Genomic DNA, 22,594 nt, shown 5'->3' with positions numbered 1-22,594 from the left:
CGGACGTGACAAATCCTAGCGCCTGGCCTGTGACGCGGAAGCGGCGCCCGTCGGCCCTTGAGGTTGTCGTCCGCCCCTATGAGAAGAGTTAAGAAGTAATCGTGTTAACCGCTGTGGAAACTGTGGATAACTCTGTTGAAGCCAGACGAGGACTGGAAACTACACGTCGGTGACTTGTTGATGGCCTGAGGATTCCTGTTGTTCACAAGGTCGTGGGCCCGTCGACGCCGAGGAGGGCTTTTCACAGGCCACGGTCTCTCGTCCCCATTAATCGTCGAGTTCTCCGGAACCTTTCCACAAGTTATCCACACGTGTTAATAACGCACTGTCCCCACTCTGGGGATGGAGATGTGGATAACCGGTGCGCTACAGGGGGGCCCGACGGCCTACTTGCCGTAGCGGTGGTTCTGCTTGATCCGGCTGGTGAGCTCGGTTACCTGGTTGTAGATCGAGCGGCGCTCCTTCATGAGCTCGCTGATCTTCTTGTTCGCGTACATCACGGTGGTGTGGTCGCGGCCGCCGAAGAGCTGGCCGATCTTGGGGAGGGAGAGGTTGGTGAGCTCACGGCACAGGTACATGGCGATTTGCCGGGCCGTCGCCACCGCCTGCGAGCGGCTCGACCCGTAGAGGTCGTCGACCGAGAGCTTGAAGTACTCGGCGGTGTTGGTGATGATGTCGGTCGGCGCGATCACGTTGTCGTCGTCGAGCGTGATCAGGTCCTTGAGCACCGTCTGCACCAGCGGCATGTCGACCGGCGTGCGGTTGAGGCTGGCGAACGCCGTGACGCGGATGAGCGTCCCCTCGAGCTCGCGGATGTTGCTGGACACCTTGGTCGCCATGAACTCGAGGATGTCGTCCGGAACCTGGATCTTCTCGCTCTGCGCCTTCTTGCGCAGGATGGCGATGCGCGTCTCGAGGTCGGGCACCTGGACGTCGGTGATGAGTCCCCACTCGAACCGCGACCGCATCCTGTCCTCGAAGCCGGTGAGATGCTTCGGCGGCAGGTCGGAGGTGATGACCACCTGCTTGTTGTGGTCGTGCAGCGTGTTGAAGGTGTGGAAGAACGCCTCCTGCGTCTCGACCGCTCGCTGCAGGAACTGGATGTCGTCGATGAGGAGGATGTCGATGTTGCGGTAGCGCGCCTGGAACGACGAGCCCCGGTTGTTGGCGATCGAGTTGATGAAGTCGTTCGTGAACTCCTCGGAGGACACGTACCGGACGCGGATGCCGGGATACAGGCTCATCGCATAGTGCCCGATGGCGTGCAGGAGGTGGGTCTTGCCGAGTCCCGAGTCGCCGTAGATGAACAGCGGGTTGTAGGCCTTGGCCGGAGCCTCGGCCACCGCGACCGCCGCCGCATGGGCGAAGCGGTTGGACTGGCCGATGACGAAGTTGTCGAAGCTGTACTTGGCGTTGAGGCGGGTGTCGCCGCCGCGCGGCGGTGCGGTGATCTCGGTGGGCTGGCTGACCATCGGCGGGGCGATCTGCTCGACATAGGCCGGAGCGACCTCCGGCTCGGCGCCCGTGCCGGCCATGGTCTCCTGCTGGATCTCCGGGTTCACCACGATCGCGAACGTGTTCACCGCGAGGTCGTCGTCGAGACCGCCGATCGCGTTCAACAGGGGCAGCCGGCTCCGCTGCTCGATCATCCCGCGGGTGAACTCGTTCGGCACCTCCAGATAGAAGGTGCCGGCCATGATGCCCTTCGGCTCGACCAGGCTCAGGAATCCATACAGCTGCGGGGTGATCCGGTCGTCGGTCTCGAGCTTGCCGAGCACGTTCTGCCACGCCGCAGCTATGGACTCTTCGCCGCCTGCCATCGTTCCCCGTCTTCGTCTGTGTTGCGGATGCCGTCAGCCCGACGAGGGGACGAGTCGACCCCCGGTGACTCTCATCGGGTTGGCGGCTTCGGATGCCGCCGGTGGGTATTCACAGAGTTATCCACCGCTGTGTGAGAAATACCGTAGCCATCTCCGGCCAGAATTGGCACGGCCTGGGGATAACTTTCGACCTCACGGTAACTTGTCCACAGAAGCTCGATCAAATCCGATCCGAGGCATATGACGGCGAGTCGAACATCCTTTGCCTGCCAATACCGTGCATAATCAGTGGATTTGAGTCCATCGGTTTGACCTCGCCTGCACCCAGGCCGTAGTTTTAATCAGTTGACTTGCGGCCCTTCCGGCTGCCCTGAAACTTTCCTGGCCTCCTCGTGCTGGCCCTTCCGCTCAGCACCGGCCTGTGAAGAGACCACCCACGGAGATTGATATGAGCAAGAGAACGTTCCAGCCGAACAACCGCAAGCGCGCGAAGACCCACGGCTTCCGCCTCCGCATGCGTACCCGTGCGGGTCGCGCGATCCTCTCGGCCCGCCGCCGCAAGGGCCGCGAGAAGCTCTCGGCCTGACCCTCCTCCGGCAGAGGGCCGACCGGTGCTCGCCAAAGCCCATCGCATCACGCGAGGGTCGGACTATCGGACGACGGTACGGCGCGGATCCCGCTTCTCCGGAGCGGTGACCGTGACCTACATCCGTCCGAATCCCGACTCGGACGTGGTGCGATTCGGTTTCATCGTGAGCAAAGCGGTCGGGAACGCGGTGCACCGCAACCTGGTCAGGCGCCGGCTGAAGGCCGCAGCGTACGACCTGCTCCCCCACTTCTCGTCTCCCGCCGCTCCGGCCGGGGGCCTGGATGTGGTGGTGCGCGCATTGCCAGCCTCTGTTCAAGCGCCGTGGGCTAGCCTGCACGGGGAGCTTCTCGACGCTTCCACTCGATTCACCAGCCGCAGTCAGACCAGGTCGTCACAGTAAGGGCATCGTCCGTCCATGAACACCGCGCTCGCAGCAGTGCTCCTCGCGCCGCGGAATGCCGCAGTGCTGGTGCTGCGTGCATACCGCGCGGTGATCTCCCCGCTCTACGGTGACGTCTGCCGCTACTACCCGTCGTGCTCGGCCTACGCCCTGCAGGCGATCCAGCAGCACGGAGTGATCGTTGGCTCGGTGCTCGGCATCCGGCGTATCGCGCGCTGCCACCCGTGGGCGGCGGGCGGAGTCGACGACGTCCCGCCGGCGAAGAAGCCGCGTTACCGGGTCACCCCGTTCGGATTCGTCGTGGCACCCCACGACAGTGTCATCAGCCAGCGAAGGGCTTAGCCACAACACATGGACATCATCGGTACCATCCTCTGGCCCATCAAATGGGTCGTGGAGCTGATCCTCGTCGCCTTCCACTGGTTGTTCACACAGATGGGACTCGACCCGGCGGCGGGCATCACCTGGGTGCTGGCGATCGTCGGCCTCACGGTCGTGGTCCGTGCGGCGCTGATCCCGATCTTCGTCCGGCAGATCAAGAACCAGCGACGGATGCTGGAGATCGCGCCCCAGCTGAAGAAGATCCAGGACAAGTACAAGGGTAAGAAGGACCAGTTCTCGCGTGAGGCGATGTCCCGCGAGACGATGGAGCTCTATAAGAAGACGGGCACCAACCCGCTGAGCTCCTGCCTGCCGCTGCTGCTGCAGATGCCTGTGTTCTTCTCGCTCTTCCAGGTCCTCAACGGAGCGCAGGGCGGTCACGCCGGCGTCGGCCCGCTCAACGAGGAGCTGGCGCAGCAGTTCGGAAACGCGACCCTCTTCGGCGTGGCCCCGCTGCACCAGAGCTTCCAGGGCGCCATGAACGCCAACCCGCCGCAGGTCGCCGTCATGATCATTGCGGCCGTTATGGTTGTCCTGATGACGGGATCGCAGTTCCTCACGCAGCTGCAGATCGTCTCCAAGAACATGTCGCCGGAGACCAAGGCGAGCCCGCAGTTCAAGCAGCAGCGCATCCTGCTGTACCTGCTCCCCTTCGTGTTCCTCTTCTCCGGTTTCGCGTTCCCGCTCGGCGTCATGTTCTACTGGCTGACCTCGAACCTGTGGACCATGGGCCAGCAGTTCCTGGTGATCCGCAATATGCCGACTCCCGGATCGGACGCGGCGAAGGCCCGCGAGGCCCGGCTGGCCAAGAAGGGCAAGCTGGTTCAGGCGGACGGCTCGACGGTGCTCACCGTGGAGGAGCAGCCGAAGAAGCAGCCGACCCAGCGAGTGCAGCCCGTAAGCAAGACGCGTGCCAAGAAGCAGGCAGGAAAGTAAGGACCTCCCACCGATGACCGACGTGCAGACCTCCTCCCCCGAGCCGGTGGACGCCGCCGAGAACGACGTTCTCGTCGAGGAGTCCGAGGGATCGACCGAGGGCACCGAGCTCGCGCCGGCTGACCTCGACCGCGAAGGCGATGTCGCCGCCGACTACATCGAGGAATTGCTCGACATCGCAGACATCGATGGCGACATCGACATCGACACCCGCAACGGGCGCGCCTACATCTCGGTGAATGCCGAGGAGGGCTCGAACCTCTCGCTCCTCGCGAAGCCGGACACCGTCGCCGCGCTTCAGGAGCTCACCCGACTTGCCGTTCAGAACCAGACCGGTGGCTTCTCGCGTCTGATTCTCGACATCGCCGGTTCGCGCGATGCCCGTCAGGCCGAGCTGGGCCTGCTGGTCGACCGCGCGATCGCGCGCCTCGACGAGGGAGCTGCCGAGGCCGCGCTGCCGCCGATGTCGTCGTACGAGCGCAAGCTGGTGCACGACATCGTGTCTGAGCGCGGCTACGTCTCGACCTCGCGCGGCGAGGGCCGCGACCGCCACACTGTCATCACCGCGGCGTAGTTTCACGTGAAACTGTGACTGATCTCGAACTCGAGCCGCCCGCCGCTGCCGTTCTGTTCGGCGATCGGATCGATCTTGCTCGTCGCTTCACTCGCAACCTCGCGGAGCAGGGCGAAGAGCGAGGACTGATCGGACCACTGGAGCTTCCGCGGCTGTGGTCACGCCACATCCTGAACTGCGCGATCGTCGCGCCGCATCTGCGTCCGGGCGTCGTCGGTGATATCGGTAGCGGCGCCGGCCTGCCCGGTCTGGTGCTGGCGATCGCGCGTCCCGATGTGTCGTTCGTTCTCATCGAGCCGATGGAGCGGCGCATCGCCTGGCTGAATGAACAGGTCGTCGAGCTGGGTCTGACGAATGTGCGGGTCGTCCGAGACCGCGCCGAGGATGTGCGGCTGTCCGAGCCGCTCGACCAGGTCACGGCTCGCGCGGTGAGTGCGTTCCGTAAGCTCCTCCCGCTGACCGCTCCCCTGCTTCGGGACGGTGGCGAACTCGTCCTTATGAAGGGTGCGGGTGCTCCGGCCGAGGTGGAAGCCGCCGGCAAGGAGATCCGCAAATACGCGGTGCACGATATCGAGGTTCTGGAGCTCGGCGAAGGCCTGTTGTCGGAGACCACGAGGGTCATTCGGGCGACTGTTCGCTGATCGCGACGCGTCTCTGCGCCGCTTAGGATGCCTCTGGGCGCGCCGAAGCATGCGCTTCCGTTCGCTGAGCGGGATTCTCCGGGCATCTTGCGGCTCGCCGGAGACCCGAATTTGGGACCCGTGAGCGGCTATTCGGGTTCTCGTGGCTGCTAAAGGAAGTGTCGGGCGGGGGGTGGATGGCGACTATCCGGCTTGATGCGGATGACACGGGTGATCTTCTTGCCTTCCGCTCGGAGCTCTGGACGAGGCATGTTGGGGTGCGACCATCTGGGTGCGCCGCGTGCATCGACGGAAAGACCGCGTGGGTTTGCAGCGGGGCTTGATGTTGCCCTGCAGTCATCGACGCCGGAATCTGCGGCGGGAGTTTCTGCCGGATAGGACGAAGCAGGGTAAGGGCGGAAGCTTCACGTGAAAACTGCGCACTCCCCCGGCGGGCCCTGGGGTACCGCCGGGGTCGGGCAAGCTAGCTACGAACGCAACTGTCGGCGCCCGGATTCCGCTATGCGCCGTGCCGGATCGAGACGCATGCGACGACTCTGAGCGGGGCGCGTCGCGATGGTCCCATGATCGTGATCAGCCATCGAGTTCGACTCGACCGCACACCAGATCGGGTCGGAGGCCTGTGCCGGAGGTCGTTGGCTGACTAGCGAGCAGGCCAGCAACAAGCCAAGGGGTCGCTGCCTCTGAGGTTGCGGACTAGGTACAAGGCGGTCGGCGAGCATGCCGATTGTTGCGCCGCGAAACTCGGCATGCTGGCGGCGGCACGTTGGCTAGGTGCGCGGCTCAAGTGTCTTCAGCTAGCGATCGCAGTGCGCAATTCCGCTCCACCGGGCTGCCACGACGCGCAGGAGATACTATCCCCGCGTTCACGTCAACCGCGCTTGTCCGGCGCGGCCCCGGTTTCACGTGAAACGTACCCTCCGGATTCCACGGCGGGCTCCCCTCCGGGCCCACGGCCACGACAGGCGTTCAGTTTCGCCAGGTTGCTGTCGAGGCCAGCTATGCGACGCGGGTGCCGGCGCGCGCTGTCCGATCATCCGCCAAGAACGTCAGCACGGAGAGCTTCGTTTCACGTGAAACTAGCGCTAGAAGGTTCGCGCAGGCGCCCAATCGGTCGGTACGACTGTGAGCGAGCCCGATCGCCCTTGTGAGAGCCCACCGCGGCATCGTCGCGCGTGTTGTGCAGGCACGCGGACCACGGAGAGTATGCGTCCCTACTTGCCTCTCCTTTCCTAGGTTGCTGCGGCAGCATCATTCAGCCCGCGACTGCTGCGCCCCGTCGGTGCTTGTGCCTCTCCCGACGTCCGTGCCGCAGACGACCTGAGGCGCCGCCGGAAAGATCAGGCTTTGCCGCTGTGGGTCGCGTCGCTCTCAGCAGTGTCTGTCGACGATAGCCACGTCGGGCGCCAGCGCACAGCGGGCCAGCGGGACCTTCGCTTCGCAGATGCCGGAGCGAAGGCCTGAAGAGGGTTAGGCGAAACTTCCGTGCGCTCGCTTAGCGGGATACAGCGAGCTGCTGTGCGCCCAGGGTCACAGTTGCGGCGCGCCCTCCATCGAAGCCGCTTGAGATCCTTTCGTTTCACGTGAAACACACCTAAGGCAGCAGTCCTTGGCGTGCAGAACATAGGGCCGGGACTGGATCGACCCCGCTTGCAGGGAGCTCCATCATGGAACGCCCGAAGGCCCTGACGTTTCACGTGAAACGCGCTCTAGTGCGCACGCCTCGCTGGGTGGGCACCCCATAAGCAGTGCAGCCCTTCTCCCGCCGCCTGCACCGAAGCTGCTTTATGGCGCCGCGGGATGCCCCTCCGTTTCACGTGAAACGCGCTTTCTTCTGTACGCCTCGCAGGGTGGGCACCCTGTGTGCAGGGATCCCGTCCCCGCCGCCCGCACCGGAATTCCGCTTAGGGGTCGCCGGCGACCCCTGCGTTTCACGTGAAACACGGTGGAATGGTGAGGGCCTCGCGGGATAAGTACGCCACGACCCCGAGCCACTCCCCCGCCGCCGGGCGCCGATCCTTCAGACCAGCGCCGCCGGAAAAATACCGGCTAGGACGGGCTCCGATCATTCGTAGGAGACTCCACCAGAAAGTCACAATCAGCCGCGTCGCCACAGCGCGCGGCGCGTCGGGAAGCGTCTCGCATCCGAGTTAGAGTTGATCGACGGGTGCGCTGAGGGTGTGCCGAACGACCGACCAAGAGCCGGTGCGAAGCACCACAGAGCGACGAGGTTTCACGTGAAACAACCCCACCACGATGACCGCGGCAGAGTAGGTGAGATCGACAGCGAGATGGAGCCGATGACTGAGGACGCGACCTTCGACGGGACCACCCCGCTCGCCCAGGAGATCGCGAATCTGGCCCGCCGACGCCAGGCGATCGCGGCAACGACCCTCCCCCTTCCCTCTAAGACGCGCATCTTCACGATCTCCAACCAGAAGGGCGGGGTCGGCAAGACCACGACCGTGGTCAACCTGAGTGCCGCACTCGCGAAGTCGGGCGCGCGGGTGCTCGTCATCGACCTGGATCCGCAGGGCAACGCATCCACGGCGCTCAGTGTCGAGCATCGGGAAGGCACGCCCAGTGTCTACGACGTCGTCGTGAACGACAGGGAGCTCGAGGACGTCATCCAGAAGAGCCCCGAATTCGACGGGCTGTTCGTCATCCCCGCCACGATCGACCTCGCCGGCGCGGAGATCGAACTCGTTTCGATGGTCGCCCGTGAGCAGCGGCTGTCCCGCGCTCTCGACCGGTTCCTCGACGAGTACGACATCGACTACGTCCTGATCGACTGCCCGCCGTCGCTGGGCCTGCTGACGATCAACGCCTTCGTCGCAGCCACGGAAGTGCTCATCCCCATCCAGTGCGAGTACTACGCGCTCGAGGGGCTGAGCCAGCTGCTCAAGAACATCCAGCTCATCGAGCGGCACCTCAATCCCAAGCTCCGCGTGTCGACGATCCTGCTCACGATGTACGACTCCCGCACCAACCTGGCCCACCAGGTTGCGGCGGACGTCCGCGAGCACTTCCCCAACGAGGTGCTCGACACGATCATCCCCCGTTCCGTCCGCATCTCCGAAGCACCGAGCTACGGACAGAGCGTCATCAGCTACGACACCAACTCCAGTGGATCGCTCTCCTACATGGAAGCGGCCGCGGAGATCGCACGCAGAGGAGTACCCCGCTAATGGCAGCGAAGCGCACCGGACTGGGCCGAGGCATCGGCGCCCTCATCCCCACCAGCGACCAGAGCAGTCGGCCGGTGGACGTCTTCTTCCCCGACAACACCGCCGGGCTCGGTGGCTCGGCGGTAGCTGTGGCCGAGCGTCCCGACGACCTGGTGGCCGTCCCGGGCGCACGACTCGCCAGCATCTCCCCCGACGACATCGTGCCCAACCGCGTGCAGCCGCGAACCGAGTTCGACCGGGAGGCGCTCGACGAGCTCGTCGCCAGCATCCGCGAAGTGGGCGTGCTACAGCCGGTCGTGGTGCGACCGCTCCCCGACGAGCCGGGACGCTACGAGCTCATCATGGGCGAGCGTCGACTCCGCGCGACGAAGGAACTCGGCCTGGAGACGATCCCGGCGGTCGTCAAGGACACCGCCGACGAGGACATGCTCCGGGATGCGCTCCTCGAGAACCTCCACCGGAGCCAGCTGAACCCGCTCGAGGAGGCTTCGGCCTACCAGCAGCTCCTCGCCGACTTCGGTATCACGCAGGAGGAGCTGGCCGCGAAGATCGGCCGCTCACGGCCGCAGATCACCAACACGATCCGCCTCCTGAAGCTGCCGGCAGCGGTGCAGACCCGGGTGGCGGCCGGCGTGCTCAGCGCGGGCCACGCGCGTGCCATCCTGTCGCTCGGGGACGACCACGAGGCGATGCTCCGGCTCGCCGACAAGATCGTCAACGAGGATCTGTCCGTCCGCCAGGCGGAGGCGGCCGCCAGCAAGACGCCGAAGCCTGCCAGGACCAAGGCCACCGCGGGACGTCACCGCGGCCACCTGGACGAGATCGCCGGTACCCTGGGCGACCGCCTGAACACGCGGGTCAAGATCACCCTGGGAGCACGAAAAGGCCAGATCGTGGTGGATTTCGCGACGATCCAGGACCTCAACAGGATCCTCGACGAGCTGGGTCAGCCGAGCTTCACCTGACCAGGTGTCAGGCGTCAGCGATAGCAGCTGACGCCAGCGCGGCGTAGACCTCGCCGGTCTCGCGCCCCGCGGCGGCGATCGCCTGCGGCATGATCGACGTCTCGGTGAGACCGGGGAGCACGTTCGCCTCGAGGAACCACGGGGTCCCGGCGGCATCCACGATCAGGTCGATACGCGACAGATGGCGCAGGCCCAGCGCGGTGTGGGCGGTCGTGGCCGCCTCGGCAACTGCTGCGCCGACCGCGGAATCCAGCCGCGCGGGGACATAGAAGCGGGTCTCCCCCGCGTTGTACCGCGCATCGAACGTGTAGGCGCCGTCGACCGGCTCGATCTCCACCGCGGGAAGCGCTTCGGGGCCCTCGCCGACGTCGATGACGGCGACGGACACCTCCACACCCTCCACCTTCTGCTCGATGAGCGCCACATCGGAGTAGGTGTACGCATCCACCATCGCGCGCGGAAGCTCCTCGGCGGTCGCCACGATCGTGACGCCCTGCGCCGAACCTCCCTGGGCCGGCTTCACCACGAGCGGCAGGTCGAATCCCGCGAGGACCGTCTCCAGCACGCTCCCGGCGCCGAGCTCGCGGAACGTCTCCTGCGGCAGCGTCACCGAGCGCGGGGTCGCCACGCCGGCCCGCTCCACGACGGTCTTCGCGGTCGGCTTGGACCAGGCTAGACGGGAGGCGTCGGCGCGGGAGCCGACGAACGGCACACCGGTGAGTTCGAGGAGACCACGCAGCGCGCCGTCCTCACCGCTCGCTCCATGCAGCGCCGGCCAGACCACAGCGGGCCTCGACTCGTTCAGGAAGGCCAGCAGTGAAGCATCCGGGTCACGGAGGGTGACGCGGTGCCCCAGGCCGTTCAGGCCATCCGCGACGCGTCGGCCGCTGCGGAGCGAGATGTCGCGCTCATGCGAGATCCCGCCGGCGAGCACGACGATGTCCAGTGCTTCGTTTTCAGCCATGATCAGGCCTTTCTCGTCATCCATGCGTCTACAGCGGCGCGGTCAGCGCAGATCGGTGGGCGGGTTCGCGCTCGTCCGGCTGCGGCGGGACGCCGCTTCGAGGTTTCCGGTGCCGGCGAAGGTCTCCAGCAGGTCCTGCTCTCCCCCGATGACGTTCGCGAGGCGGCGGACACCCACGCGGATGTTCTCGGGGGTCGGATAGCAGAAGGAGAGCCGGATGTTCTGAGCCCCGGACCCGTCCGCGTAGAAGGCCGTCCCCGGCGTGTACGCGACGAGCTCGGTGACCGCCCGCGGCAGCATCGCCTTCGAGTCGAGGTGCGGCGGAAGGGTCACCCAGACGTAGAAGCCGCCGTTCGGGTCCGTCCAGCTCAACTCGGGCAGGTGCTCCTGCAGCGCCTGGATCATCGCCTCCTTGCGCTCCCGGTAGACGCCGCGGAAGGTGTCGATCTGACCCTTCCAGTCCGCGTCGCGCAGGTACTCGGAGATCACGAGCTGACTGAACGAGCTGGGGCTCAGCACAGCGGCCTCGTTGGCGAGGATCAGCTTCTCGCGGATGGCGTGCGGGGCGAGCGCCCATCCCACCCGGAATCCGGGCGCGAGAGTCTTCGAGAACGTGCCGAGGTACACGACGCCGTCCTTCTCGACCGACCGCATCGCAGCGGGCGGCTTCTGGTCGAAGTACAGCAGGCCGTACGGGTTGTCCTCAAGCACCAGGATGTCGTTCTGACGCGCGATCTCGAGGATCTCCAGCCGCCGCTCCCAGGTGAGGGTGACTCCCGCGGGGTTGTGGAAGGTCGGAACCGTGTAGAGGAACTTCACCCGACGTCCGGCCGCCTTGAGCCGAGCGATGTGCTCGCGCAACGCCTCCGGGATGAGGCCGTGCTCATCCATCGGGACGTGGTCGACCTCCGCCTGGTACGACTTGAAGATGACCATGGCGGTGACGTAACTGGGCCCCTCGGCCAGCACGACGTCGCCCGGGTCGATGAAGAGCTTGCTGAACAGTTCCAGCGCGTGCTGCGACCCCGTCGTCACGACGACGTCGTCCGCGCTGCCGCTGATGCCCTCCAGCGCCATCACGTCGAGGATCTGCTCACGCAGGGCCGGGACGCCCTGACCGGACCCGTACTGGAGGGCGACGGCGCCCTGCTCGCGCATGACCCGGTCCATCGCACCGACGACCAGGTCTTGCGGGAGGGCGGAGACGAACGGCATACCGCCGGCCAGCGAGACCACTTCGGGCCGGCTGGCGACGGCGAACAGGGCTCGGACCTCACTGGCGGCCAGGCCGCTCGTACGCTGCGCGTAGTGGTGATACCACGGGTCCAGATTGTTGCCCCGCTGTTGCGGGGAGCCCTGTTCGATCACGTGTGGGTTCCGTTCGTCTGCCGTTCAGCAATGCTATGGGGACGGCCCGCCGCGGAGAAAATCGGTGGACCGCCGTGGGTACGAAAAAGACCCGCCCGGCGGGTGAGCGCCGGACGGGTCTGAAGAGGACGGGTCGCGCTACGCCAGGTAGGCGGCCAGGTCGGCCTCGAGGGCGGGCTTCGGCTTGGCGCCGATGACGGTCTTGACGACCTCGCCACCCTGGTAGACCTTCATCGCGGGGATGGAGGTGATCTGGTACTTCGCAGCGGTCTGCGGGTTCTCGTCGACGTTGAGCTTGACGATCTCGATCTTGTCGGCGTGCTCGGAGGCGATCTGGTCGAGGATCGGACCGACCGCGCGACACGGACCGCACCACTCAGCCCAGAAGTCCACCAGAATGGTCTTCTCGCTGTTGAGGACGTCCTGCTCGAAGCTGGCGTCCGTGACCGAACGTGCTGCTGACATTTTCTTGTATCTCCTTATGCGGTGGTCGTGAGTTCGAGGTCACCCGACGCGCCATCCGCTGCGCTGTCGAGCAAGTTCTGGGGAAGCGTTGTCAGGTAGTGCTCCGCGTCGAGCGCGGCGACCGTACCGGACGCCGCAGCGGTGACCGCCTGACGGTAGGTCGGGTCGATGACGTCGCCCGCCGCGAAGACGCCGGGGAGGTTGGTCTTCGAGCTGCGGCCATCCACCGCGATGGTACCCTCGGCCGTCAGGTCGAGCTGGCCGTGCACGAGGTGGACGCGCGGGTCGTTGCCGATGGCGATGAACAGCCCGTGGAGCTGCAGCTCGCTCTGCTCGCCGGTGACCAGGTTGCGGAGCGTGACGTTCTGCACCTGCTCGTCGCCGCCGATCGCCACGACCTCCGAGTTCCAGATGAACTCGATCTTGTCGTTCGCGAAGGCGCGGTCCTGCATGATCTTGGACGCGCGCAGCGAGTCGCGGCGGTGGATGACGTAGACCTTGTCGGCGAAGCGCGTGAGGAAGGTGGCCTCCTCCATCGCGGAGTCGCCGCCGCCGACGACGGCGATCGTGCGCTGGCGGAAGAAGAATCCGTCACAGGTGGCGCACCAGGAGACGCCGTGTCCGGAGAGTCGCTCCTCGTCGGCGAGTCCGAGCTTGCGGTACGCCGAGCCGGTGGCGAAGATCACCGCGAGGGCCTCGTGAACCGCTCCCGAGCCGAGGGTGACCTTCTTGACCTCGCCGGTCAGGTCGACCGACACGACGTCGTCGAGCACGATCTCGGTGCCGAACTTCTCGGCCTGCGCCTGCATCTTGAACATGAGGTCGGGGCCCATGACGGCCTCCGGGAAGCCCGGGAAGTTCTCGACCTCGGTGGTGTTCATGAGCTCACCGCCCGCCTCGACCGAGGAGGCGATCAGCAGCGGCTTCAGGTTGGCGCGGGCCGCGTAGATGGCCGCGGTGTATCCGGCAGGGCCGGAACCGATGATGATGATCTGCCGCACGGCGGAACTCCTTGAGCTGTCACGACGCCTTCGTCTGGAGGCGTCGACCTGTAGAACACATCCTAGGCGGATGCTATTCCTGTCACCTGGGCGCGCGCGAACGCCGTCCGGCGCGGTTCAGGATGGGCGCCAATCCGCTCTCCAGATCGGGCGAACGCAGGATGACGAGGAAGCCCACGTAGACGATCAGCATGACCACGCCGACGACGGCCGTGGTGACGACCGCGGCGATCGGACCGCTGACCGGGAATGCTCCCGCATCCACTCCGCCCAGGATGACGAGGAAGCCCGCTCCCGCGGCGATCGACGCGAGCGCGGCGACCACGAACCGCCACAGCGACGCGAGGATGCGGCCGCCGTCCACTCCCCCGGTGCGCCGCCGGAGCAACCAGAAGGCGAGCGCCGCCTGCACGAAGCTGGCGATGGAGACGACCAGCGCGACCGAGGCCGCACGGATGCCGGGCGGTACCAGGAAGCACAGCAGGACGCCCGCGACGATCACCACGACCTGCGCCAGGGTGAAGAAGAACGGTGTGCGCGTGTCGCCGAGCGAGTAGAAGGCACGCTGGGCCATGAACACCAGCGAGAACGGGACGAGGCCGACCAGGTACGCGATGAGCACGAGACCGAGCGCCTGGTAGTCGGATGTGAACACCCGCGCGACGGGGAACGCGGTGACGATGAGGGCGGCCGACGAGAAGACGATGAGCAGCATGATCGATCGCGCGGCGGCCGAGAAGTCCTCGCGGAACTCGGTGATCGATCCGCGGTGGGCGTGCTCCGCCATCCGTGTGTAGAACGCGGTGACGATCGAGACCGCGATGATGCCGTGCGGCAGCATGAAGATCAGCCAGGCGTTCTGCATGGCGAACGGTCCGGCGTAGCCCTCGCCCGCCGAGTTCGACACGTTGGTCTCGATCAGACCCGCGACCTGGGTCGCGATCAGCATGGCGAACGTCCACCCCGCCGCCTTGCCGGCGGTGCCCAGGTCGACGCCCCGCCAGCCGAAGTCGAAGCGGAAGCGCAGGCCGACGCGTCGCCAGAAGACGAAGAGGATGAGCGCCTGCACCGCGACGCCCAGGGTCGCTCCGCCGGCGAGCAACGCGATCATCCCGAACGACCAGTCGCTGCCGTGCCGACCGGACGCGGCGGAACCGAACGCGAGGATGAACGCGAGCAGCGTCGCGATGGCGACGATGTTGTTGATCACGGGCGCCCAGGTGAACGGCCCGAACGACTTGCGGGCGTTGAGCACCTCACCGAGGAGCGTGTACAGCCCGAGGAAGAAGATCTGCGGCAGCGACCAGTAGGCGAAGGCCGTCGCGAGGTCCTTCTGCGCTGCCGGGATGCCGAACAGCGAGACGAGGACGGGCGCCAGGAACGTCGCGACCACCGCGACGGCGGCGAAGACGACCATCCCGAGCGTGACCAGCTTGTTGATGTACGCGCGGCCGCCGTCGGCGTTCACGGACGCGCGGACGATCTGCGGCACCAGGATGGCGTTGAGGATGCCCTGCGCGATGATCGCGTAGATGCTGTTGGGGACGATGGTCGCGGTGCCGTAGGCGTTCGCGGCGAAGGTGACGACCCCGATCGCCTGCACCAGTAGCCAGGCCTTGGCGAAGCCGAGGAGGCGGGAGACCAGCGTGCCGGAGGCGAGCATCGCGCTGGCGCGTCCGACGCTAGCCACCGGGGCGCTCCTCGGGGGTGGCTGACGTCGCGGGCGCGGCCGGCTCGGTCTGGTCGTCGTTCTCAGTGTCGGTCACGGCGGAACCGTCCGACCCGGTTACATCATCACCGCTGTCGCGCGAGCGGCGCCGGCGCAGGATGTTGCGCACGATCCCGAAGCCGAAGAGCAGCACCAGCAGCACGCCGAAGATCAGCGCGCCGATGCCCTCCCAGTCGGCGTGCACATCCACCGTCACCGTGGTGGGGTCGCCGATCGGCACGCCGGTCGGGCTGTAGAGGTGCAGTGAGAGCACGACCTGGCCGTTGCCGACCTTGGCCTTCACCGGGATCAGGACCGTCGCACGGGAGTCCTGGGGGATGCGCTTGGTCGTCGACTGGTCGACCTCGAGCCGGCTGTTCGAGGGCGAGGCGGCCAGCACGACCGTAACCGCGTCACCCGGTAACCCATTGCTCACGGTGAACGGGATCGATCCCTGCGCGCTCACCAGGTTGACGTTCTCCGTCGGGAGGATGCGGATGGAGTGCAGCGTCTTGACGGTCGCGGCGCGCTCGGCCGTCACCGCCGCCGGCCAGTCGGCGCGCGGGTTGAGCCACGAGACGGCGAGCAACGTCAGGAGGTCCGCGCGGGTGCGGCCGGTGAGCCGGGTCGGGTCGTCGAGGACCGTGGCGAACTGGCCGAGCGCCCCCTCGTCTTCGACGAGAGCGCGGATGTCGGTGATCCGCTGTGCGGACTCCGGGGAGTCGACCAGATCGAGGCCGGAGGTCGGCGTGGTGTCCTTGACGGTCGCGAACGACGCCGGCGTCGACCAGGGCGACGAGAACAGCGCATTGAGGGTCCGCTCGAGCTGCGTGCCGCTCGACGGCCACGAGCGGTCCAGCGCCACGAGCAGACGCCGCGGGTCGCCCGACTCCTGATTGATCAGCTCCAGCTGGGCGTTCACCTTGGACATCGCGGAGTTCCAGGCGACGTCGCTCGGCGCGGAGATCGCCTGCCGCAACGCGTCGCTGAGCCGCTGATCGGACGACACCAGACGGTCGTCACCCGCGGCGATCGGAGCGTTGGGCGTCGAGCCGAGGTCGGCGGCGTTGGTGTTGCTGCCCGACAGGATGGTGGTCTTCAGCCCCGCCGCGGCGAGCGGTGCGAGGTCGGCGCGCCGGACGGTCTTGTCGCCGGGCCAGCTGATCCCGGTGAGCGTGTAGTCCCAGGCGAGCAGGGCGTTCAGGTCGGGGATGACCGGTCCGGGCGTCGCCGTCGGGGTCGGTGTCGGCGTGGTCGCCTTGGGAGAGGGGGTCGCGGTGGCCGTCGACGGCTCGCCCACCGGGGTGGGCTGGGGCGTGAAGTTCTTCGGGTCGATGGCGTAGGCGAGGGACGTCGGCGGCAGGGGCGCGGGGAGACCCGCCTGGAGCTGGCCGACGGCGTCCGCATCCGCGTAACCGAGAGAGAAGGTGTCGTTCGGCAGCTCGGACAGCCGCGTCAGCCAGTCGATGGCGCTCGCCGGAGCGGCGTTGCCCAGCACCCGGATCGACGCGATGATCATCGGGTCGATCCCGACCGTCACGGTGGTGTGCCCGGTGAGGCCGTCCAGCTCGCGGGTCAGGATGCCGTTCGGTGCCGTGTAGGTCGCCAGATCGTCGGCCGCGATCAACCCGTCCGACCCCGGCGGGGTGACGATCGGCATGACGACGTTCACGCTGGCCTGCTTGGCCGCTCCCCCGGGGTACCAGACCACGGAGCCGCGGGCCTGCGCGCCGGCCGATCCGATCGTGACGGAGGCGCCGATCCCGAACACGCCGGACGTGGTGCGGCCGGCGAACGGGAGGGACGCGGCCGGCGCGGCGACCCGCACGACCGTACTCGAACCCGGCTCGAGGGTGTTCAGCTGGGCCTGGCCGACCGCGACGGCGTTCGCCGGCTCACCGGTGCCTGCGAGCCAATCCGTCAGGGCCTTGCGGTTCTCCTGTGCGGAGGGGTCGGTCCAGAGCGTCACGGTTCCGGATGCGAACGCCTGGTCGGTCGGATTGGAGACCGTCACCGAGACGCCGAGGTCCTTGCCCGGCGACAGGACGCCGCCCTCGTCCGCCGTGACGCTCGCGGTGAGCGCTGTGCCGGTGGAGGATGCGGTGGGCGTCGGGCTCGGTGTCGCGGCGCCTGCGGGTGCGGCTGCGCCCGTCGCCGCGGTCGCGGCCGCGAGGGCGCCGACCGTCAGAGCCGCCGCCAGCACCCGCACGCGGGCGCGGAGCCGCGCACCCTTCCGGAGGGTGGAGGGGACTGCGCTCATGCGTCGACGCGCGATCCCGACTCGGCCTCCATGACGACGATTCTAGAGGCCACCCCCTGAGAGCCCGGCCAGCGGGGCCGTTAAACTGGGGCACCATGCAGAGCGTCGCCGAATCCCTCGAACGCCTCGGCGACCTGGCGCGCACGCCCTCGGTCGCCCGCCTGGCCGACGCTTTCGAGGCCGCGGGGCACGAGCTCGCCCTGGTCGGCGGGCCCGTCCGTGACGCGCTCCTCGGGCGCGCGGTCCACGATCTCGACTTCACCACCGATGCCCGGCCCGACGACATCCTGCGCGTCGTCGGTCCGATCGCCGACGCCGTCTGGGACGTGGGTCGTAAGTACGGCACGATCGGCGCCCGTCTCGGCGACGACACGGTCGAGATCACCACCTACCGCAGCGACAGCTATGACGGCACCACACGGAAGCCCGAGGTCGAGTTCGGCGACACCCTCGAGGGCGACCTGCTGCGCCGGGACTTCACCGTGAACGCGCTGGCGCTGCGACTGCCCGAGGTGCGGCTGGTCGATCCGTCCGGTGGTGTGGAGGACCTCCTCGCCGGAGTGCTCCGCACGCCCAGCACCCCGCAGATCTCGTTCGGGGACGATCCGCTGCGGATGATGCGCGCCGCCCGGTTCACCGCGCAGCTCGGATTCACGGTCGACGACGAGACGCGCGAGGCGATGAGCGCCATGGCCGACCGGATCGAGATCGTGAGCGCGGAGCGCATCCGCGACGAGTTCAGCAAGCTGCTGATGGCCGACGAGCCCCGCGCCGGGTTGGAGCTGCTCGTCGAGACCGGGCTGGCCGAGCTCGTCGTGCCCGAGATCCCGGCCCTGCGGCTCGAGGCGGACGAGCACCACCATCACAAGGACGTCTACCAGCACAGCCTCACGGTGCTCGACCAGGCGATCGGGTACGAGAAGGAGCGGCACCCGGGCGAGGCGCCCGACCTGGTGCTGCGGCTGGCCGCCATCCTCCACGACATCGGCAAGCCCGCGACGCGCCGGTTCGAGCCGGGCGGCGCGGTCAGCTTCTACCATCACGACATCGTCGGGGCGAAGCTCGCGAAGAAGCGCCTGACGGCGCTCCGCTTCGACAAGGCCACCATCGACGCCGTCGCGCGCCTCATCGAGCTGCACCTCCGCTTCTTCGGCTACGCCGACGCCCAATGGACCGACTCGGCGGTGCGCCGCTACGTGAGGGACGCCGGCCCCGAGCTCGAGCGACTGCACATGCTGACCCGTGCGGACGTGACCACGCGCAACCGGCGGAAGGCCGACCGGCTCGGCTTCGCCTACGACGACCTGGAGGCCCGCATCCGGGAGCTGCAGGAGCGCGAGCAGCTGGAGGCCGTCCGGCCCGACCTCAACGGCGAACAGGTGATGAGCATCCTGGGCCTGCGGCCGGGCCGTGAGGTGGGACAGGCGATGAAGTACCTGCTGGAGCTCCGGCTCGACGAAGGCCCCCTCGGTGAGGAGGAGGCGACGCGCCGCCTGCTCGCCTGGTGGGAGGAGCGCTGACGCCCCGTCTCGCGCACCGACTCGTCCACAACCGGGCGCAGTATCGTCTTCTCCACTGATCCGGCATCGGCGCATCGGCGGCGGGCTGTTCTCGCGAGAGTGGAGGCATGACCGAGATCACCGCCGGCTGGCGTCCCGCACCCGCATCCGTTACGCTAGGGAAGTTGCCCGGGCAGAGTCCTGCCCTGGGCACGTCTATGACACCCTCCTGCTGCAGAACGTCTGCAGCCGCTGAGACCAGAGGAGGTGGGTTAGTCATGCATCAGTACGAGTTGATGGTCATCCTCGATCCCGAGATCGATGAGCGCACCGTGGCTCCGAGCCTTGACAAGTTCCTCAACGTCGTCCGTAACGACGGTGGAACGATCGACAACGTCGACATCTGGGGACGTCGTCGCCTGGCTTACGAGATCAACAAGAAGTCCGAGGGCATCTACGCCGTCGTCCAGCTCACCGCTGAGGGCGACACGACCAAGGAGCTCGACCGCCAGCTGAAGCTCAGCGAGGCCGTCATGCGCACCAAGGTCCTCCGCGCGGAGGAGGCGATCGCCCAGGTCGCCGCCGCTCAGAAGCGCGCCGACGAGAAGGCCGCCCGCAAGGCCGCCACCTCCGAGAAGGCCGGCGCCTAGTCCCATGGCCGGCGAGACCGTCATCACCGTGGTGGGAAACCTCACCGCCGATCCCGAGCTGCGCTACACGCAGAACGGGCTGGCAGTCGCCAACTTCACCATCGCGTCCACCCCCCGCACGTTCGACCGTCAGGCGAACGAGTGGAAGGACGGCGAGGCTCTGTTCCTCCGCGCCAGCGTCTGGCGCGAGTTCGCGGAGCACGTCGCGGGTTCGCTGACCAAGGGGTCGCGCGTCATCGCGCAGGGCCGCCTGAAGCAGCGCTCCTACGAGACGAAGGAAGGCGAGAAGCGCACCAGCATCGAGCTCGAGATCGATGAGATCGGCCCGTCGCTGCGCTACGCCACCGCTCAGATCACCCGTACGCAGTCCTCCGGCGGAGGACGCGGCCAGGGTGGTTTCGGTGGCGGTTCACCCGCCGTCGAGGAGCCGTGGGCGGCTTCGGCTCCGGCCGACCCGTCCGCCGGTGCGGATGTCTGGAACACTCCGGGCTCCTACAACGACGAGACCCCCTTCTAACGAGACTCGCCTCTCGGACGAGGGGCACACATCATCAGCCCGCCGGCCCAGCGCCGGGACGGGCGGAAAGCAAAGGAAACCATGGCTGGAAAGTCGAGCGGCGACCGCCGCAAGCCGATCCGCAAGGGCAAGGACGGCAAGAACGCCGCCCCCGCGAAGTCCGTTCGCGTCGGCGTCATCGATTACAAGGACGTCGCCACCCTTCGGAAGTTCATCTCGGAGCGTGGAAAGATCCGCGCTCGCCGGATCACCGGTGTCTCCGTCCAGGAGCAGCGCCTCATCGCCCGCGCGGTCAAGAACGCGCGCGAGATGGCGCTCCTCCCCTACGCCGGCTCCGGCCGCTAAGGAGAAACGACATGTCGAAGGTTATTCTCACGCACGAGGTCACCGGCCTCGGCTCGGCCGGTGACGTCGTCGACGTCAAGAACGGCTACGCCCGTAACTACCTCGTCCCGCAGGGCTTCGCGATCGCGTGGAGCCGCGGTGGCGAGAAGCAGGTCGAGCAGATCAAGGCGGCCCGTGCCGCTCGCGAGCTGCACACCGTCGAGCAGGCCCAGGACCTCAAGGCCAAGCTCGAGGCGACCAAGGTCAAGCTGACCGTCAAGGCGGGCCGCGAGGGCCGTCTGTTCGGTTCGGTCAAGACCGGCGATGTCGCGGACGCCGTCAAGGCGGCCGGCATCGGCGAGCTCGACAAGCGCAAGATCGAGCTCCCGAACCCCATCAAGGTGGTCGGCGACCACGAGGCGACCGTGCGTCTGCACGACGACCTCTCGGCCGTGATCTCCCTCCAGGTGGTCGCTGCCAAGTAGGCAAACACGCGAAAGTGTAGCGGCGGGCGAAGGCCCGCCGCTACCTCTCGTTAAGGGGATTCTCCCCCGTCTTGTACACAGGTCCGTGCGCCCACGTCCCAACGTTGAACACAGGGTTCAAGGAACTTTTTACACACAGGGTGGGGAAAGAAAAAGACCCGATCAAGGTGGATAAATCCGCGCAAGCTCATTTGTTGTCCACAGAGTTCCACACACCTTCTACACACACTCCACGGCGTTTCGCGCAGATTCTCCCCAGTTTTATCCACAGGCTGAGTTGTGATGTGGGGATGGGGTTCATAGTGTTGACCGACGTCGACGGACGACAGCCGCCGCAGAGCGGCGATGTCGGAGGTCGTCCCGACAATCGAGCCAGGGAAGCGGTTCGTGCGACCAGCGCGAGCCGGCGTCCCGGCATGGTCTCGTCGTGCCCGCGCGAAACAGTGGAGGAGTGAACGTGTCGATCGCCCATATCGGTCTCGCCGACGGTCGTGACCCGGGCGACGCCCGCTCCCCCGAGCGCACGCCGCCGCACGACCTCCTGGCCGAGCAGAGCGCTCTCGGCGGCATGCTGCTGAGCAAGGATGCGGTCGCCGACGTGGTCGAGGTCATCCGGGGCACCGACTTCTACATCCCCAAGCACGAGATCATCTACGACGCGATCCTGTCGCTGTACTCGCACGGCGAGCCGACGGACGTCATCACCGTCACCGACGAGCTGACCAAGATCGGCGAGCTCTCCCGGGCCGGCGGAGCCGAGTACCTCCACACGCTCACCAGCCTCGTGCCGACCGCGGCCAACGCGGGCTACTACGCCAACATCGTCGGCGAGAAGGCACTGCTGCGCCGCCTGGTCGAGGCCGGAACCCGCATCACGCAGATGGGCTACAAGGCCGAGGGCGAGGTGCTCGACCTCGTCAACAACGCGCAGGCCGAGATCTACTCCGTCACCGGCACGCAGGAGACCGAGGACTACGTTCCGCTCACCGAGGCGGTCACGGTCGCCATCGACGAGATCGAGGCCGCGAAGCACAAGGACGGCTCGATGACGGGCGTCCCCACCGGCTTCGCCGAGCTCGACGAGCTGACGAACGGCCTGCACCCGGGCCAGATGGTGATCGTCGCGGCGCGACCCGCGCTCGGAAAGTCGACGCTCGCGCTCGACTTCGCCCGGGCCGCGGCGATCAAGCACGACATGCCGACGATCTTCTTCTCGCTCGAGATGGGCCGGAGCGAGATCGCGATGCGTCTGCTCTCCGCCGAGGCCACCGTCCCGCTGCAGAACATGCGCAAGGGAACGGTCGACAACCGCGACTGGACGACCATCGCCTCCACCCGCGGCCGCATCAACGACGCCCCCCTGTACATCGACGACAGCCCCAACATGACGCTCGTCGAGATCCGCGCCAAGTGCCGCCGGCTCAAGCAGCGGGTGGGCCTCAAGATGGTGATCATCGACTACCTGCAGCTGATGACCAGCGGCAAGCGGGTCGAGAGCCGCCAGCAGGAGGTCAGCGAGTTCTCGCGTGCGCTCAAGCTGCTCGCGAAGGAGCTGCAGGTGCCGGTGATCGCCCTGTCGCAGCTGAACCGTGGCCCGGAGCAGCGCGCCGACAAGCTCCCCGCCCTGAGCGACCTCCGCGAGTCGGGATCGATCGAGCAGGACGCGGACGTCGTCATCCTCCTCCACCGCGAGTCGGCCTACGAGAAGGACAACCCCCGCGCCGGCGAGGCCGACCTCATCGTCGCCAAGCACCGAAACGGCCCCACCCGCACCGTCACGGTCGCCTTCCAGGGCATGTACTCGCGCTTCACGGACATGGCGCCGATCTAAGCGCGTGTGAGCTGACCGGCCTGCACCC

The 22,594-nt window shown here is 67.1% G+C and carries 21 protein-coding genes; 14 read left to right on the top strand and 7 right to left on the bottom strand.

Annotated features, from left to right (window positions below):
- Positions 1-386: 386 nt before the first annotated feature.
- Positions 387-1,820: a chromosomal replication initiator protein DnaA gene (gene dnaA / locus J2W45_RS13320; protein WP_310132669.1), complete on the bottom strand. Its 1,434-nt coding sequence runs from the start codon at positions 1,818-1,820 to the stop codon at positions 387-389.
- 448 nt (positions 1,821-2,268) lie between these two features.
- Here dnaA and rpmH point away from each other — a divergent pair, with 448 nt between their 5' ends.
- The 8 genes from rpmH to J2W45_RS13280 all read left to right on the top strand — a co-directional run bounded on the left by rpmH (position 2,269) and on the right by J2W45_RS13280 (position 9,494).
- Positions 2,269-2,406, top strand: coding sequence for a 50S ribosomal protein L34 (gene rpmH, locus J2W45_RS13315; protein WP_018189031.1), 138 nt, complete (start codon positions 2,269-2,271; stop codon positions 2,404-2,406).
- On the top strand, positions 2,345-2,809 hold the full coding sequence (gene rnpA / locus J2W45_RS13310) for a ribonuclease P protein component (protein ID WP_310132666.1): 465 nt from the start codon (positions 2,345-2,347) through the stop codon (positions 2,807-2,809). Before rpmH ends, rnpA begins: the two co-directional genes overlap by 62 nt.
- Before the next feature lie 15 nt (positions 2,810-2,824).
- Positions 2,825-3,151: a membrane protein insertion efficiency factor YidD gene (gene yidD, locus J2W45_RS13305; RefSeq protein WP_310132664.1), complete on the top strand. Its 327-nt coding sequence runs from the start codon at positions 2,825-2,827 to the stop codon at positions 3,149-3,151.
- A gap of 9 nt (positions 3,152-3,160) precedes the next feature.
- A complete protein-coding gene (gene yidC, locus J2W45_RS13300; RefSeq protein WP_310132662.1) occupies positions 3,161-4,126 on the top strand; it encodes a membrane protein insertase YidC in 966 nt (321 codons plus the stop codon).
- Between the two features lie 13 nt (positions 4,127-4,139).
- Positions 4,140-4,700 (top strand): Jag family protein, encoded by a 561-nt coding sequence (locus J2W45_RS13295; protein ID WP_310132660.1) that lies wholly within the window; start codon positions 4,140-4,142, stop codon positions 4,698-4,700.
- A 14-nt stretch (positions 4,701-4,714) separates the two neighbouring features.
- Entirely contained in the window at positions 4,715-5,341 is a 627-nt protein-coding gene (gene rsmG / locus J2W45_RS13290) for a 16S rRNA (guanine(527)-N(7))-methyltransferase RsmG (protein WP_310132657.1), read from the top strand.
- Positions 5,342-7,632: 2,291 nt separating this feature from the next.
- Positions 7,633-8,529 (top strand): ParA family protein, encoded by an 897-nt coding sequence (locus tag J2W45_RS13285; RefSeq protein WP_396427089.1) that lies wholly within the window; start codon positions 7,633-7,635, stop codon positions 8,527-8,529.
- On the top strand, positions 8,529-9,494 hold the full coding sequence (locus J2W45_RS13280; RefSeq protein WP_310132652.1) for a ParB/RepB/Spo0J family partition protein: 966 nt from the start codon (positions 8,529-8,531) through the stop codon (positions 9,492-9,494). Before J2W45_RS13285 ends, J2W45_RS13280 begins: the two co-directional genes overlap by 1 nt.
- Positions 9,495-9,501: 7 nt before the next feature.
- On the opposite strand, the gene J2W45_RS13275 is transcribed toward J2W45_RS13280, so the two are convergent.
- From J2W45_RS13275 to J2W45_RS13250, 6 genes are all read right to left on the bottom strand, one after another.
- A complete protein-coding gene (locus J2W45_RS13275) occupies positions 9,502-10,458 on the bottom strand; it encodes a D-alanine--D-alanine ligase family protein (protein WP_310132649.1) in 957 nt (318 codons plus the stop codon).
- Between the two features lie 42 nt (positions 10,459-10,500).
- Positions 10,501-11,826 carry an aminotransferase-like domain-containing protein gene (locus J2W45_RS13270; protein ID WP_310132648.1) on the bottom strand — a complete coding sequence of 442 codons (1,326 nt, stop codon included), beginning with the start codon at positions 11,824-11,826 and terminating at the stop codon, positions 10,501-10,503.
- Between the two features lie 138 nt (positions 11,827-11,964).
- A complete protein-coding gene (trxA, locus tag J2W45_RS13265) occupies positions 11,965-12,291 on the bottom strand; it encodes a thioredoxin (protein ID WP_089916071.1) in 327 nt (108 codons plus the stop codon).
- A gap of 14 nt (positions 12,292-12,305) precedes the next feature.
- The gene (gene trxB / locus J2W45_RS13260; protein WP_310132646.1) at positions 12,306-13,292 is read right to left on the bottom strand and encodes a thioredoxin-disulfide reductase; all 987 of its coding nucleotides are present in this window, start codon (positions 13,290-13,292) and stop codon (positions 12,306-12,308) included.
- Between the two features lie 82 nt (positions 13,293-13,374).
- On the bottom strand, positions 13,375-14,982 hold the full coding sequence (gene murJ / locus J2W45_RS13255; RefSeq protein ID WP_310132644.1) for a murein biosynthesis integral membrane protein MurJ: 1,608 nt from the start codon (positions 14,980-14,982) through the stop codon (positions 13,375-13,377).
- Positions 14,975-17,260: a DUF6049 family protein gene (locus tag J2W45_RS13250; RefSeq protein ID WP_310132643.1), complete on the bottom strand. Its 2,286-nt coding sequence runs from the start codon at positions 17,258-17,260 to the stop codon at positions 14,975-14,977. Before J2W45_RS13250 ends, murJ begins: the two co-directional genes overlap by 8 nt.
- Positions 17,261-17,355: 95 nt before the next feature.
- Here J2W45_RS13250 and J2W45_RS13245 point away from each other — a divergent pair, with 95 nt between their 5' ends.
- The 6 genes from J2W45_RS13245 (at position 17,356) to dnaB (ending at position 22,566) form a co-directional block, all read left to right on the top strand.
- Positions 17,356-18,780: a CCA tRNA nucleotidyltransferase gene (locus tag J2W45_RS13245; RefSeq protein WP_310132640.1), complete on the top strand. Its 1,425-nt coding sequence runs from the start codon at positions 17,356-17,358 to the stop codon at positions 18,778-18,780.
- A gap of 257 nt (positions 18,781-19,037) precedes the next feature.
- On the top strand, positions 19,038-19,409 hold the full coding sequence (gene rpsF, locus J2W45_RS13240; RefSeq protein WP_018189014.1) for a 30S ribosomal protein S6: 372 nt from the start codon (positions 19,038-19,040) through the stop codon (positions 19,407-19,409).
- Positions 19,410-19,413: 4 nt separating this feature from the next.
- Positions 19,414-19,926, top strand: a complete 513-nt coding sequence (locus J2W45_RS13235) for a single-stranded DNA-binding protein (protein ID WP_310132637.1) — start codon at positions 19,414-19,416, stop codon at positions 19,924-19,926.
- 81 nt (positions 19,927-20,007) lie between these two features.
- Positions 20,008-20,271, top strand: coding sequence for a 30S ribosomal protein S18 (rpsR, locus tag J2W45_RS13230; RefSeq protein WP_018189012.1), 264 nt, complete (start codon positions 20,008-20,010; stop codon positions 20,269-20,271).
- Positions 20,272-20,282: 11 nt separating this feature from the next.
- Positions 20,283-20,735, top strand: coding sequence for a 50S ribosomal protein L9 (rplI, locus tag J2W45_RS13225; protein ID WP_018189011.1), 453 nt, complete (start codon positions 20,283-20,285; stop codon positions 20,733-20,735).
- Positions 20,736-21,192: 457 nt separating this feature from the next.
- Positions 21,193-22,566 carry a replicative DNA helicase gene (dnaB, locus tag J2W45_RS13220; protein ID WP_018189010.1) on the top strand — a complete coding sequence of 458 codons (1,374 nt, stop codon included), beginning with the start codon at positions 21,193-21,195 and terminating at the stop codon, positions 22,564-22,566.
- Positions 22,567-22,594 lie beyond the last annotated feature (28 nt).

Origin of the sequence: Leifsonia shinshuensis, from assembly GCF_031456835.1 — a bacterium.
GTDB lineage: Bacteria > Actinomycetota > Actinomycetes > Actinomycetales > Microbacteriaceae > Leifsonia > Leifsonia shinshuensis_C.
Note: the sequence above shows the minus strand (reverse complement) of the source record. Positions and strands in the feature narration are given on the sequence as shown.